Origin of the sequence: Yoonia sp., from assembly GCF_017854565.1 — a bacterium.
In the GTDB taxonomy this organism is placed as follows: domain Bacteria; phylum Pseudomonadota; class Alphaproteobacteria; order Rhodobacterales; family Rhodobacteraceae; genus Yoonia.
This window is the reverse complement of record NZ_JAFMHJ010000025.1, coordinates 14,478-28,924: the sequence shown is the minus strand read 5'-3', so window position 1 is coordinate 28,924 and position 14,447 is coordinate 14,478. Positions and strand designations below refer to the sequence as shown.

The following is a 14,447-nucleotide window of genomic DNA, read 5'->3' as shown; positions in this document are numbered from 1 at the left end:
ATAAATTCGGAATGTTAACGTACTATCAGTGCGTTACATCACGAAGTGCTCAAATGTAGTTAGGTATTTATATTACATAATACTGATTATGCGTCTTATTGATGCCGATCCAAACCCATGGTCTTCGGACACATCCCCTGAATCTTTGTTGTCGTGTGCGGCACATGAAAAACGGCCCGTCGGGTATGTCCCGCGGGCCGTTCGTTTGTAACGGTGCCGTTGTACAGTGCTTAGGCGTTCAGCTTGGCGACTTCTGCGGCAAAGTCTTCTTCGACTTTTTCGATGCCTTCGCCGACTTCCAGACGTGCGTAGCCTGTGATCTCAACGCCAGCTTCTTTTGCGGCGTCCGCAACGGTCATATCCGGGTTCACGACGAACTGCTGGTTCAGCAGCGTCACTTCGGCCATGTATTTTTTCATACGGCCAACGATCATCTTTTCGATCACGGCTTCAGGCTTGCCAGACTCGCGGGCGATGTCCATCTGGACCTGCTTTTCCTTCTCGACCACGGCCGGGTCAAGATCGGCCTCTGACAGCGATGCGGGGTTCGCAGCGGCGATATGCATCGCGACCTGACGACCGAATGCCTCGTTGTCGCCGGTCATTGCAACCAGCACGCCGATGTTGCCCATGCCGGGTGCAGCAGCGTTGTGGACATAGTTGACCACGTTGTCACCTTCCAGCACGGCCATACGGCGCACGGACATGTTTTCACCGATCACCGCGACGGCGTCGACGACTGTCTGCTCGACGGTTTTGCCGCCCATGTCAGCCGCTTTGAGTGCATCAATGTCCGATACGCCCAACGCCGCTTCGGCGATCCCGGAAACCATTTTCTGGAAGTCAGCGTTCTTGCTGACAAAGTCGGTTTCAGAGTTCACTTCGACAGCGATCCCTTTGCCATCGCGAACAGCGACAGCCACAAGACCTTCTGCAGCCGTGCGGCCAGATTTCTTGGCGGCTTTCGCCAGACCTTTGGTGCGCAGCCAGTCAACAGCGGCTTGCATATCGCCATCTGTTTCCGTCAGCGCCTTCTTGGCGTCCATCATGCCTGCGCCCGTGCTGTCGCGCAGATCTTTCACCATTGCAGCGGTGATTGCCATGTTACTTCTCCTTAGCGGATTTGAATGTCTGCGGGCGGGAACATAGGCCCCCTGCCCGACTATTTTGTGACGCTTAAGACGAGGCTGCGGCTGCAGCTTCTTCGGCGACGTATTCTTCGGCGAGGTTTTCCATCGCGCCCATGTCAACGCCAGCGGCGCCCAATTGAGCCTGCATACCGTCAAGGGCTGCACGTGCAGCCAGATCGGTATAAAGTGCGATGGCGCGTGCCGCGTCGTCGTTGCCCGGGATGACATAGTCAACGCCGGCAGGCGAACAGTTGGTATCAACAACGGCAACAACAGGAATACCCAGTTTGCGGGCTTCTGCGATGGCCAAATCTTCCTTGTTGACGTCAATGATAAAGATCAGGTCAGGCACGCCGCCCATTTCGCGGATACCGCCAAGGGATGCCTGCAGTTTGCCCTGCTCACGCTCCATGCCAAGACGCTCTTTCTTGGTCAGGCCGGCAAAGCCATTTGCGGAGGCTTCGTCGATTTGCTTGAGCCGATTGATCGACAGCGAAACAGTCTGCCAGTTGGTCAGCGTGCCACCGAGCCAGCGGTGGTTCATGTAGAACTGTGCGGATTTCTCGGCGGCGTCCATGATCGGCTTTTGCGCCTGACGCTTGGTGCCGACGAACAAGATGCGGCCGCCTTTGGCGACGGTGTCACGGATGACTTGCAGCGCCTGATCCAACATTGGAACGGTCTGTGTCAGGTCCATGATGTGGATGCCGTTGCGCGAACCGTAGATGTATTGACCCATCTTGGGGTTCCAGCGGGCGGTCTGGTGACCAAAGTGTACGCCTGCCTCAAGCAGCTGGCGCATGGAGAACTCGGGAAGAGCCATGTCGTTTTCCTTTTCCGGTTTCAGCCTCAGCGGGGGATTAGGCATTTGCCCAACCGGTGGATCGTTTGGGATTTCTCCCCAGCCGACCCGCCCCCGCCTGCGGGATTAAGTGACTGCCCATTAGATGCTATCGCGCCAAAGCGCAAGCGTGGATCTGTCCGATGGGCGTCAAACCGGGTGATTTTATACTGTTACGTTGGTGATGATAGATGGCAAACGAGACAGACTTACCCAATATCGAAGGATACGCATTCATGAAATCGCACCTACTGACGGCAACGGCCATAATGCTTTTGACAGCGGGTCTTGCTGCGGCACAGCCGGTTGAAACCATCATCGTGACATCAGCGGCAGACAGCGGCCCCGGCAGCCTGCGCGCGGCATTGGCAACGGCGGCCGTGTCAGAAACACCCAGCCAGATATTGCTGGCCGCCGGCACCCCTGTTGCGATCGAAACCACTCTCAGCTACGAAGGCAGCGCCTCGCTTTCCATTGTCGGCACCGGCCAGATGATCATGACAGGCAACAATGTGACATTGATAGCGGTGCCCAACGGCGCGGATTTGACGCTGACCGGCCTGACGTTGGTTGGGCCCGGCGGCTTTGACATCAACAACCGGGGCGATCTGGATGGTCCGGCGGGCAAAGGTTTGTTTATCGGTGTCCCTATCGACGCAATCGGCCCCATCCATCTGAACCTGACCGATGTGACCGTCAAAAATGTGGCGGGGCATGGTGTGCACATCTCGGATTGTTCGCTTGCTGATGCCTGTGGCGGCGGTGCGGGTGGTGGTGGCGATGGGTCGCCTGCGTCGCTTGTGATCAATGCGACAAACCTGACTATTGATGGCGTTGGCTATGGTCGTTTTGATGCCGACGGATTGCGCGCTGATGAACGCGGCCCCGGCAGCATCACGTTCACCGCCATCGGATCGACGTTCCATGGTGTCGGCGCGGATGGCGTCGAGTTGGATGAAGGTGACGCGGGCGATATCACGGTGCTGGTCGTCGACTCTGTCTTCTCGGCCAATGGCAATTATTGCGATCCGTCGGTCCTGGGGGCGTTCCTGCCGGATCAGGCAGAGGCCGCGTTTGATGATGGCACAACAGCCGCCGATGCCATCCCCGGCCCCATCACAGATGCGCCTGACAACGCATGTATTGAACGTGAAGTCGATTTTTATGACAGCGGTTTTGTCGCGGAATATGCCTTTGGTCTGGATCTGGATGACGGGATTGATCTGGACGAAGCTGGTGACGGATCATTGATCGCGACCATGCTGGGTGCGCGCGTCGCGGGCAATCTGGATGAAGGTATCGACTTTGACGAGGAAGGTGCGGGCGATATTCATGTGTCGTTCGTGGCGACATCGGCAGAAGAAAACACCGACGACGGCTTTAAGATGTCCGAGTACGGTGCGGGCGATGTGACTGGGATTATCGACCATTCCGGTGCGCGCGCTAACGGCGGCAAGGGTATGGTCTTTGAAGAGGAAGATGCCGGAGATGTAGCCGTGACGATCACCAACGTCACAACCGCCAACAACGATGACAGCGACGACACCGGGGTCGAGGTGGTGCAGGACGATGACGGGGTTGGCACGCTGACGGTCGTCAGTTCTGACATTGCCGACGGTTTTGATGTCGAAGGCGTGACGGTTCAGTAGGTCACTGGATCAGGCAAAATGGGTTCGATGCGACCGCGCATCGAACCCAGAGCGTTACAAAAACACCCTTTCAACAAACCAATAGGTCCCGACAAGGGCAATCGCCGAGGACGCGGGGATTGCGACGATCCGTCGGAACGCCTCTTGCTGGTCGCGAAACAGGATCGACGCCGTGCACAGGGCGAACACCGCAGCCAGCGGCCCGGCAAAAAGCCAGACCGGTGTGTCCAACACGAACGCCAGTTGCGCCGGGTCCACCGCGATCAGCACGACCGCCCCAACCAGCAAGGCCGCATACAAGCCCAGCCCCTGCCCCGCTTCGTTGCGGCCACGGTCCACCCGGACCGCCTGCCAGACGCATAGAAACATCACGGTGATCACCGCAAGCTGGCCAATTTCGACACCCACGTTGAAACCGATCAAAGCCGGGATAAATGAACCTTCGGGCAGCCCGAATTCCCCAAGGACCGACGCAAAGCCAAGGCCATGCAACAGACCAAAGCCGAAGACCACGAACGGTCGTGATCGGCTCAGGCCTTTCATGTAGATATTTTCGACGGCGACAAACACGATCGAGGCGGCGATCAGCGGCTCTACGATGGTGCCGGGGATTGATACGTATCCCAAAGCGGCCAGTGCCAGCGTGATCGTATGCGCCAAAGTGAACAGGGACACTTGCGTCAAAAGCGGGCGCAACCGTGTTGACAGAAAGAAAAGGCCCAGCACGAACAAAATATGGTCAAGGCCCTTGGGCACGATGTGATCGAACCCAACCGGAATGTAGCGCAGAAATGATTGCCAGCTTGTCGCCTGATCCCCACCCGCAAGTTGAATGGGATCGCTAAGAGCGCCCGCTTCGAGGTAGCCATCATAGGGCGCATCGACCCCCATCTGGCGGATCACCAAGACCCCGAATGCGGGTGCCCAGCCGACCAGTACCGTGCTGGCCGCGTCGGGCAAGGCCGCGCTGAAGCGGATGGTTGATGCGCGCACCAATTCGGGGTTTCCGACGGGTCCGACACTGACGGCGTCCAGTGTGGGAACCAAGGTGGTGCCATCTGCCGTCAATGTGATCCCGGCGGCCATCCTAGGCCAGAAGGCGCGAAACCGGTCTTCCAGTGCTGCAGCGTCAAGTCCCCGCAGCTGGTCATAGGTGGACGCCTGTGGCGCCGCGTTGGTGTCGGCGGTTTCGGTCAGATTGATCCCTGCAACAAAGCTTTCGAGATTGGCCCTGATTTCAAAGACAATGCGGCCATTCTCCTGGGTCATGTCGGCAATTGACGGCAGTACCTCGTGGGCGGTGGCGGTTGACAGGGTTGTGATCCAAATCAGAACAAAGCTTGACAATATCCTGATGAAGGACACCTTTGCCGAAATCAAAGAGGATAAAATCATGCGCATACTGTCTCTCATTCTTAGTCTTGTTGCGGCACCGGTTGCGGCGCACGAGTTTTGGCTTGAGCCCGTGGCCTATCAGGTCGCGGCGGACGGTAGCCTTGAGGCCGATATTGTCAATGGTCAGAACTTTACAGGGTCAAAATTAGCCTATCTGCCACAACGGTTTGCGAATTTTGTGCTATTTGCCGATGACGCGGCCGCACGCGTGCAAGGGCGTCCGGGCGACATGCCCGCGCTGCAGCAGGCACCGGTCGGCGAAGGGCTGAATATTGCCGCCTATCAAGCCAAGAATGCCACTGTGAGCTATGAAAACTGGGAAAAATTTCAAAACTTTGTGGACCACAAGGACTTTGGCGATGTCCTGACCCGGCACAGGGAGCGCGGGCTGCCGGAAGATGGGTTTTCGGAGGTGTATTCGCGGTATTCCAAGACCTTGTTTGGGGTCGGCAACAGCATTGGTGCCGACCGTCGCGTCGGTCTGGAGACCGAGATCGTGGCGCTGACCAACCCATATACCGACGATCTTTCAGATGGCATGCGGGTCCAACTGTTCTATCGTGAAAATGTCCGCGCCGACACACAGGTCGAAGTGTTCCAGAAAGCTGCGGATGGAAATGTAACGGTGGAATTATACCGCACTGACGCGCAGGGCATTGCCAGCATTCCGGTGCAACCCGGTTATAGCTACATGGTGGATGCCGTCGTTTTGCGTGAACCGAATGATGCGCTTGCCGAACTTACCGGGTCCTATTGGGAAACGCTATGGGCGAACCTGACGTTCGCGGTACCTGAGTAACGCTTGCCCTTGGCGCGCGGTTTGGCCACAAGGCAGCGATGAGCAAGACACCGGATATCCTTTGTATCGGGTCCGTCCTTTGGGATGTGATCGGGCGCGCCGCCTCGCATATGCGGGTCGGTTCTGATGTGCCGGGGCGCATTACCCGCCTGCCCGGCGGCGTGGCGATGAATATTGCCATGACGCTGCGCCGCTTTGGCATGACCCCGGCCCTGTTGACCACCATCGGGCGGGACGCAGAAGGCGATGAACTGATCGCCGAGGCGCGCCGGATGGGGTTGATCTGCGACCATATCTATCGCTCCGAAGACCTGCCCACGGATGTTTATATGGCGATCGAAGGGGCAAATGGTCTGGTCGCCGCCATCGCCGATGCACATTCGCTTGAGGCCGCCGGTAACAAGATCCTGCGCCCCTTGTCCAATGGCGCGCTTGGCACGGCAGACACGCCGTTTGCGGGGCCTGTCGCGCTTGATGGGAACCTGACCGTCGATCTGCTGCAGGATATCGCCCATTCCCCCATGTTCCGGGCCGCCGATTTGCGCGTCGCACCCGCATCGCCGGGCAAGGCAGAGCGGCTGTTGGCGTTGCTTGGGCACCCGTCGGCCACGCTTTATGTCAACCTCGAAGAGGCCGGTCTGCTGTGTCAGACGGTATTTGTCGGCTCTCAGGTTGCCGCTGCGGCCCTGATCGAGCGCGGTGCGCACCGTGTGCTGGTCACCGATGGCGGCAACACGGCATCCGAGGGCACCGCAGGCGACATCATCACCCAAACACCGCCCGCTGTGATGGTGACCCGTGTCACCGGTGCAGGCGATACGTTCATGGCAGCCCATATCGCGTCCGAGGCCCAAGGCATCAACCGTGCCGCCGCCCTGACCCGCGCGTTGCATGCTGCAGCCACCTATGTGTCCGGAGAAACGCCACTATGATCCCCATTACCTACAGCGCCGAAGTCGCCAAAGCCCGCGACAGCGGCGCGGCTATTGTTGCGCTGGAAAGCACAATCATCACCCACGGAATGCCTTTTCCGCATAATGTGGAAACGGCGCGACTGGTGGAATCCGACGTGCGCGAAAGCGGCGCAACCCCTGCGACGGTCGCTGTGCTGCATGGCGTGCTGCATGTGGGGCTTGAGGCCGATGAACTTGACGCGCTGGGGCAAGCGCAAAACGTGGCCAAGCTGTCGCGCGCTGATATTGCCGCATGTATCGCGACTGCGGGCACCGGGGCCACAACCGTTGCGGCCACGATGATTGCCGCACATCTTGCGGGCATCCACGTCTTTGCCACGGGGGGGATTGGCGGTGTGCATCGCGGGGCCGAAAACACATTCGATATCTCTGCGGACCTGCATGAATTGGCGCAAACGCCTGTGACGGTCGTGGCCGCCGGTGCCAAGGCCATTCTGGATCTGTCCAAGACGTTTGAGGTGCTTGAAACGCTGGGTGTTCCGGTCATCGCCTATGGTCAGGATATGCTGCCCGCGTTTTGGTCCGCCGTTTCAGACATGCGCGCCCCGCTGCGGATGGACAGTGCCGCCGATATTGCGCGCGCGCAGCAGACAAGGACGGCCATGGGGTTGAAAGGTGGGCAGTTGATTGCCAATCCGATCCCAAGAGACGCCGAAATCCCCGCAGGCATATTGGCGCCAATCATTGCGCAGGCGCTGGCCGAGGCAGAGACCCGGAACATAAACGCCAAAGCGGTGACGCCGTTTCTGCTGGGGCGGATTTTTGAGCTGACCGAGGGGCGGTCGTTGCAGGCCAACATCGCCCTTGTGCGCAACAATGCGCGCCTTGCTGCACAAATTGCCATCGCTATGGTCAAATAACGCAATCAATCGCTCCCGCTGCTTGCCGCTGGACCCGGCAGTGCCTAGTTGTCGACCAGTATGTTTCGTTGGATGCAAAAATGATTGACCCTGACCATGACGATAACAAACGTCGCGGCCGCCCCGGCATAATCGCGCGGCTGCGCAGTAACTTTTTGGCCGGATTGATTATCGTCGCGCCCATTGGCCTGACGTTCTGGCTGATCTGGACGGTCGTGGGCTGGATTGACAGTTGGGTCTGGCCGTTCGTGCCGCAAGCGTACCAACCCGAAGAATTGATAAACCACCTGTTGGGCCGCGCGCCCGACGATGAAATCCAGGTCAATGTCCGTGGGATCGGTGTTGTTATCTTTTTGCTGTTTACCATGCTGGTCGGATGGATTGGCAAGGGGCTGATCGGGCGGTCATTTCTGGGTATCGGCGAACGCATGGTGGACCGGATGCCCGTTGTGCGGTCTATCTACAATGCGGCCAAGCAAATCGCAGAAACCGTCTTTTCACAACGCGATACGTCGTTCGACAAGGCGTGTCTGGTGGAATATCCGCGCAAAGGTATCTGGGCCATCGCCTTTGTTTCGACCAACGCCAAGGGTGAAATTGATGCCAAGCTATCAAACGGCGATCCCGTCGTGACGGTGTTTTTGCCCACAACGCCGAACCCGACATCGGGGTTCTTGCTGTTCTTGCCGTTGAGCGACGTCATGATTCTGGATATGTCCGTCGAGGACGCCGCCAAGCTGGTGATTTCAGCAGGGCTTGTCTATCCCAATGACAAGGCGGCTGCGGCCTTGGCGCAAGCCACCGAATAGGTGCTGATCGCGCCCGCACTGACCGGATTTGCGACCGGGTTTTCGTTGATCCTTGCCATCGGAGCGCAAAATGCATTCGTCTTGCGACAGGGGTTGGCGCGGGCACGTGTATTTTGGCTGTGCCTGCTTTGTGCGGTGTCCGATGCCCTGCTGATCACGGCAGGCGTGTTCGGTTTCGGGGCGATTGTCACGGTTTATCCGATGTTGCCGCAGATCATGGCTTGGAGCGGCGCGGCGTTTTTGATCGTCTATGGCGCATTGCGGCTTTGGGCTGCGTGGCAGGGCACCTACGCGTTGCAGATTGCGGGCAAATCAGCCGGTCTTTGGGCGACGCTTGGCACGGCTGCGGCGTTCACGTGGCTTAATCCGCATGTTTATCTTGATACGTTGGGGCTGGTGGGGGCGGTTTCAACGCAATACATTGAGATTGCGGCGAAAACCGCCTTTGGGATCGGTGCGGTCAGCGCATCGTTCGTGTTCTTTTTCGGTCTTGGCTACGGCGCGCGATTTCTGGCACCGGTCATGCAGTCAGCACGGGCGTGGCGCATGCTGGATCTGCTCATCGGGCTGGTGATGTGGGCGCTGGCCGCCAAGCTGCTTAGCTGAACATCTCGGACATATTAACCGTGCTGCGTTCGTTCAGATCGGCCTTGTGCTGTGACAGGAAAATGTCCGCCGCCGCCTCTCCCGCCTCTTTCAGGCGGGCAAGGATGATCGGCGTGGGTATCGTCTTGGTCGCGACATTCAGTTCATTCATCAAACCATCATCGGCAATCATATGAACCAGCACGTCCTTCATTCTGCCTTTTGGAACAGTGCCATCGTGCAGCAGCCGGTTCACGAAATCAATCGCACGCAGTTCGCGCAACAGCGAGCTGTTAAAGCTGATCTCGTTGATCCGGTTTTGGATCGACTGGCTGTCCGTGGGCAGATTTTTCCGGCGCAGCGGGTTGATGTTCACGATTAGAATATCGTCGGGCAAGTCACTGGCAAATAACGGGAAAAGCGCTGGGTTTCCAGTATAGCCACCGTCCCAGAACGCCTCTGACTTGCCGGTCTGGGGATCGGTAAATTCCACCGCCTGAAACATGCTGGGCAAACAGGCCGAGGCCATGATCACCTCTGGCATTATTTCGTGCCCGGTGAACACGCGGATTTTTCCGGACCGGACGTTGGTGGCACAGATGTGCAGCGCCGGCCCGTCTGACGCGCAAACCGCGTCATAGTGGAATTTGGCAACAATCTGTTCCAGCGGGTTTCGCAGCGTCGGGCCATATATGTAGGGCGAAAACATCCGCGAGGTCATGTCAATCGCGGCATAGGCCGGCGAATATTCGATCGCTTTGGCCCACAGGTGGGCGCTGGGCGTCAAGGACGACACCCATTGCGTAAAGCGCGGGTCGGTGATGGCCCCGACCTGTTCCCAAAGCCATTCGAGATTTTCAATCGCACCTTCGCGACCGCCTGCGATCCAGCCGGATTTCAACGCAGCCGCATTCAATGCCCCAGCCGAAATCCCTGAAATTGCAGCGATTTCGATGTCATCTTCACGCAAGATGCGGCAGAGTGCACCCCAAGTGAATGCCCCATGTGCACCGCCGCCTTGCAGCGCAAGGTTGATCCGCTTCACAGGGCTGTCCAGCCACCATCGACGCTAATCGTCGTCCCGGTGATCTGTGCCGCCGCATGTGAACACAAAAACACCGCCGTGCCACCGAGCTGTTCGACGGTTGCAAATTCCTTGGAGGGTTGCCGCTGCAGCATGACGTTCTTGATCACATCATCGCGCGACATATCGTATTCTTTCATCGTATCGGGGATCTGTGCCTCGACCAGCGGGGTAAGGACGTAGCCGGGACAGATTGCGTTGCAGGTAATGGGGTCCTGTGCTGTCTCAAGACCGATGGTCTTGGTCAGGCCGACGATACCGTGTTTCGCCGCAACATAGGCCGATTTATACGGTGACGCGGTCAGACCGTGTGCCGATGCGATGTTGATGATTCTGCCCCAGCCCTTTTCACGCATGCCCGTCACGGCGGCAGCGGTCGTGTGAAACGCCGATGTCAGGTTGATCGCGATGATCGCGTCCCACTTGTCGGTCGGGAAATCCTGAATGGGTGCAACATGCTGAATACCTGCATTGTTGATCAATATATCGCAGCCACCGGCTGCGGCGATCAGGCGGCGGCAGTCATCGCCCTTGGACATGTCGGCCTGCACATATTTCGCGGCGACGCCGGTCACTTTGGCGATTTCAGCGGCCAGCGCGTGATCTTCGGGGGTGTCGGTAAATGAATTCAGGACAATATTTGCGCCAGCCTTGGCCAACTCACGGGCCACACCCAATCCGATACCGGAATTTGATCCAGTGATGACGGCGGTTTTTCCTGCAAGAGACATAGTATGGGCTCCAATATATTGCGTTGCGACTCACCATATATGCTGCACCTGCAAAAGCCACCCACACCCACCGATTGCCCATAAAAAAACGCCCGCACAAGGCGGGCGTAAAGTTATTGAGTCAGGTTTCATACAGGCAAGAAACCTATCGAGCAGTGACTTCTTTATAAGCAATCCCTTGCCCGCATCCAAGCTAAAAGTTTGAAAAGGTTGAGAAGCATCTTTAAGGTCGTCGTTAACAATGAAACGAAACCAAGAGGCAGACCCAAAATGACGGCACAATATGGCGCATCAGCGAGGCGGTTTGCCGCAGCAGTTGCATTGATCACGGCAGGCAGTTTCGTAGCAGCCGAACCCCAGCATGGCATAGCTATGTATGGCGACCCTGCCCTGCCACCGGATTTTGTGTCTTTGCCCTATGTTAATGCGGAGGCCCCAAAAGGCGGTCGCATCGCGACGGCTGAGGTCGGCAGCTTTGACAGCCTGAACCCATTCGTGCGCAAAGGATCGGTGCCCTGGCAGCTACGGTTTTTCCTCGGAGAGAGCTTTATGGGGCGCTCGCTTGATGAACCATTCACGCTCTACGGTGTTTTGGCCGAATCGATTGAGACAGGACCGAATCGCGAATGGGTAGAGTTCACGCTGCGCGCGGGGGCCAAATTCTCGGATGGGTCCCCTGTGACCGTCGCAGATGTGATGTGGTCTTATGAAACGCTCGGCACGGTTGGGCACCCCCGATATCAAGGATTCTGGGCCAAGGTCGCAAGCATGGAACAAACCGGTGATCGGTCCGTGCGCTTTACCTTTAATATTGAGGACCGCGAGCTTGCATTGCTGGCCGGTCTGCGCCCAATCTTGAAAAAGGCGCAATGGGATGGCGTTGTCTTTGAAGATAGCACGGTCGAAATAGTGCCCATCACATCCGCGCCCTATGTCATTGATGATTTCGAGGCCGGGCGATTTGTGTCGCTGCGCCGCAATCCCGATTATTGGGGCGATGACATCCCCTTTCGGGTCGGCACCAACAACATCGACGAAGTGCGTCTGGAGTTTTTTGGCGATGAGACCGCCGCGTTCGAGGCGTTCAAGGTCGGCGAAGTGAATTCCAACCGTGAATTCAACGTGGCGCGCTGGGAGAGCCAATACAATTTCCCGGCCGTGCAAGACGGTGATGTTGTCCTGTCCGTCGTGCCGCATGAACGCCCGTCCGGCATGACCGGATTTGTGATGAACACCCGCCGCGCGCAGTTTGCAGACTGGCGGGTCCGGGATGCGATGCTGCATGCGTTCAATTTCGCCTTTATCAACGAAGCGATGACAGGCTCTGCGCAACCACGTATCACGTCGTATTGGTCAAATTCGCCGCTTGCCATGTCGGACGGCCCCGCCGAGGGGCGGGTTGCGGAGTTTCTCGCGCCGTTTGTGGATGACCTGTTGCCGGGCGCGCTGGACGGATACGCCCTGCCCCAAGGCGACGGGACCGAGCGGAACCGCGCCGGCACCGCCGCCGCCCTTGCACAGATGGAAGCGGCGGGCTGGACCGTGCAAGACGGCGTGATGAAGAATGCGGCCGGCACGCCCTTTACCTTCGACATTCTGCTGCAAACCGGCAGTTCCGAAAATCAGTCGATCATTGACATGTTTACCCAGTCACTGTTGCGCATCGGTGTGACCCCGACAATCACGGTCGCCGACAGTGCCCAGTTCAAGGAACGGACAGACGGTCAAGATTTTGACATGACCTACTACCGGGTCGGTCTGTCGCTTTCGCCGGGAAATGAGCAGTACAACTACTTTGGCGCAGCATCGGCGGATCAACCGGGGGGGCGCAACCTGATGGGTGTCAAATCCCCCGCAGTGGACGCATTGATCGGGCGGTTGCTGACCTCGGAAAGTCAGGATGACTTTGTCGCAGCGGTGCATGCGCTGGACCGCGTGTTAACCACAGGGCGCTATGTCATCCCGATTTACCAATGGAATATCAGTCGCTTGGCGCATTCCAAAAGCCTGCATTTCCCAGACACTGTGCCGATCTTTGGTGACTGGCCGGGTTGGCAACCGGATGTGTGGTGGTACGCAGAATAACGTGTCCGGCCCCGCTGTCACCGTGGCGTTACATTTCATCCTTAGGCGAGGCCGAAACAAACGAAAGCTGTCATGAGCATCCCTGTTTTGTGCGCCGGTAACGCGGCCTGCCCTATCGCGCTTCAAACGGCCCTGAACCAGATCGGCACCTAGGCCATGCAAAAACTGCTCGCAGAAGGTCTGGGGACCGCGTTTTTGCTAATTGGTGTGGTCGGCTCTGGTATCATGGGCGCGGCTTTGGCCGACGGGAACACCGCCGTGGCCCTGCTGGCCAATGCTATCGCGACAGGTTGCATCCTTTATGTACTGATTACCACGCTTGGCCCGGTATCAGGCGCCCATTTCAACCCCGCAGTCACCCTCGCGTTCTTGATCCGACGCGACATCACCGTTGCCGACGCAATCGCCTATGTGATTGCGCAGATCATTGGCGCGATCATCGGAGTCTGGGCGGCACATATCATGTTCGACCTGCCAATTCTGCAGTTTTCAAACACCGACCGGACCGGGATATCGCAGTGGTTTTCGGAAATTATCGCCACGTTCGGCCTGCTTTTCGTGATTTTTGGCGGCATAAAGCACCGGGTCGATGCCGTTCCGCCGTTGGTCGCGCTGTATATTGCCGGCGCGTATTGGTTCACGTCATCCACCAGCTTTGCCAATCCTGCAGTCACCATCGCAAGAGCGTTAACCAATACCTTCGCAGGTATTAACCCCGCTCATGTGCCAATGTTCATAGCCATGCAAATTATTGCCGTTGGGATTGCGGCAGTCGTGCTGCCGCTGCTGTTTTCAAAAGACTAACCGCTTCTTCCGAGAAAAAATATCCCCGCCGGAGGCGCAGGTCAGTTCCGAGAAAGCGACGTCACCCAAAGGATCGTCGCATCGTCCGCACTGATCGACACGACGTTGTGGCCCATGGCGGCGTCATAATAGGCGCTATCGCCGCGCTTTAGATCGACGGGTTCATAAAATTCCGTGTAAAGCCGCACCTGACCGGTCAGCACATATAGAAATTCCTCGCCGTCGTGGCGAATCCAGCCGTCAAAATCATCCATGCTGCGCGCGCGGACACGGGCCCGGTATGGCAACATCTTCTTTTGGGTCAGGCTTTCTGCCAGCAGCGCATGTTCATAGGTGGTCGTGATTTTCGAGGCTTCCTCACCGTTTCGGGTGACGGCCATGCGCCCGTTGACCTGATCCGTGGACGGGGGCGTAAACAATTGCGGCACAGAAATTTCCAGGCCAATGGCCAACTTTTTCAGCGCGTCATAGGTCGGTGACATCTGGCCGTTTTCGATCTTCGACAACGTTGACCGCGCCAGACCAGCCTGCTGCGCGGCTTGCTCCAGCGTCCAGTCGCGGGCTTTGCGCAACGCGCGGACCCGCGCGCCAAGGTCCAAAGGCTCTGCAACGGTAGTGGTTCCATTTTCACGGGCAATGCGGATCAGCTTGTTGGGGTCAATATCGGACATATGCTTGTCATAAGCCGCAGCCCGGCATCT

The 14,447-nt window shown here is 57.8% G+C and carries 14 protein-coding genes; 8 read left to right on the top strand and 6 right to left on the bottom strand.

The features are described from left to right. Window positions 1-230: 230 nt before the first annotated feature. Window positions 231-1,103 carry a translation elongation factor Ts gene (gene tsf / locus QZ196_RS11185; RefSeq protein ID WP_296426427.1) on the bottom strand — a complete coding sequence of 291 codons (873 nt, stop codon included), beginning with the start codon at window positions 1,101-1,103 and terminating at the stop codon, window positions 231-233. 73 nt (window positions 1,104-1,176) lie between these two features. Next, the gene (rpsB, locus tag QZ196_RS11180) at window positions 1,177-1,953 is read right to left on the bottom strand and encodes a 30S ribosomal protein S2 (RefSeq protein WP_296426425.1); all 777 of its coding nucleotides are present in this window, start codon (window positions 1,951-1,953) and stop codon (window positions 1,177-1,179) included. Between the two features lie 254 nt (window positions 1,954-2,207). On the opposite strand from rpsB, the gene QZ196_RS11175 reads away from it, so the two are divergent. After that, a complete protein-coding gene (locus QZ196_RS11175; RefSeq protein ID WP_296426422.1) occupies window positions 2,208-3,620 on the top strand; it encodes a hypothetical protein in 1,413 nt (470 codons plus the stop codon). 54 nt (window positions 3,621-3,674) lie between these two features. Here the strand turns inward: QZ196_RS11175 and QZ196_RS11170 are convergent, their stop codons facing one another. Continuing rightward, a complete protein-coding gene (locus tag QZ196_RS11170; protein ID WP_296426421.1) occupies window positions 3,675-4,889 on the bottom strand; it encodes a HupE/UreJ family protein in 1,215 nt (404 codons plus the stop codon). On the opposite strand from QZ196_RS11170, the gene QZ196_RS11165 reads away from it, so the two are divergent. From QZ196_RS11165 to QZ196_RS11145, 5 genes are all read left to right on the top strand, one after another. Beyond that, window positions 4,888-5,814, top strand: coding sequence for a DUF4198 domain-containing protein (locus tag QZ196_RS11165; protein WP_296426419.1), 927 nt, complete (start codon window positions 4,888-4,890; stop codon window positions 5,812-5,814). The two genes, QZ196_RS11170 and QZ196_RS11165, sit on opposite strands and share 2 nt — an antisense overlap. A 38-nt stretch (window positions 5,815-5,852) precedes the next feature. Further along, window positions 5,853-6,746 (top strand): PfkB family carbohydrate kinase, encoded by an 894-nt coding sequence (locus QZ196_RS11160; protein WP_296426417.1) that lies wholly within the window; start codon window positions 5,853-5,855, stop codon window positions 6,744-6,746. Next, window positions 6,743-7,648 carry a pseudouridine-5'-phosphate glycosidase gene (locus QZ196_RS11155; RefSeq protein ID WP_296426415.1) on the top strand — a complete coding sequence of 302 codons (906 nt, stop codon included), beginning with the start codon at window positions 6,743-6,745 and terminating at the stop codon, window positions 7,646-7,648. Before QZ196_RS11160 ends, QZ196_RS11155 begins: the two co-directional genes overlap by 4 nt. Before the next feature lie 80 nt (window positions 7,649-7,728). Beyond that, on the top strand, window positions 7,729-8,457 hold the full coding sequence (locus QZ196_RS11150; RefSeq protein WP_296426413.1) for a DUF502 domain-containing protein: 729 nt from the start codon (window positions 7,729-7,731) through the stop codon (window positions 8,455-8,457). A gap of 3 nt (window positions 8,458-8,460) precedes the next feature. Beyond that, window positions 8,461-9,063, top strand: a complete 603-nt coding sequence (locus QZ196_RS11145) for a LysE/ArgO family amino acid transporter (RefSeq protein ID WP_296426466.1) — start codon at window positions 8,461-8,463, stop codon at window positions 9,061-9,063. Here the strand turns inward: QZ196_RS11145 and QZ196_RS11140 are convergent. Beyond that, window positions 9,056-10,087 (bottom strand): patatin-like phospholipase family protein, encoded by a 1,032-nt coding sequence (locus QZ196_RS11140; RefSeq protein WP_296426412.1) that lies wholly within the window; start codon window positions 10,085-10,087, stop codon window positions 9,056-9,058. The two genes, QZ196_RS11145 and QZ196_RS11140, sit on opposite strands and share 8 nt — an antisense overlap. Continuing rightward, a complete protein-coding gene (locus tag QZ196_RS11135) occupies window positions 10,084-10,857 on the bottom strand; it encodes a 3-hydroxybutyrate dehydrogenase (protein ID WP_296426410.1) in 774 nt (257 codons plus the stop codon). Before QZ196_RS11135 ends, QZ196_RS11140 begins: the two co-directional genes overlap by 4 nt. Window positions 10,858-11,127: 270 nt before the next feature. On the opposite strand from QZ196_RS11135, the gene QZ196_RS11130 reads away from it, so the two are divergent. Continuing rightward, on the top strand, window positions 11,128-12,942 hold the full coding sequence (locus QZ196_RS11130; RefSeq protein ID WP_296426408.1) for an extracellular solute-binding protein: 1,815 nt from the start codon (window positions 11,128-11,130) through the stop codon (window positions 12,940-12,942). A 156-nt stretch (window positions 12,943-13,098) separates the two neighbouring features. Continuing rightward, window positions 13,099-13,746 (top strand): MIP/aquaporin family protein, encoded by a 648-nt coding sequence (locus QZ196_RS11125; RefSeq protein ID WP_296426406.1) that lies wholly within the window; start codon window positions 13,099-13,101, stop codon window positions 13,744-13,746. Window positions 13,747-13,787: 41 nt separating this feature from the next. Here the strand turns inward: QZ196_RS11125 and QZ196_RS11120 are convergent, their stop codons facing one another. Beyond that, entirely contained in the window at window positions 13,788-14,417 is a 630-nt protein-coding gene (locus QZ196_RS11120; protein ID WP_296426403.1) for an XRE family transcriptional regulator, read from the bottom strand. Between the last annotated feature and the right edge of the window lie 30 nt (window positions 14,418-14,447).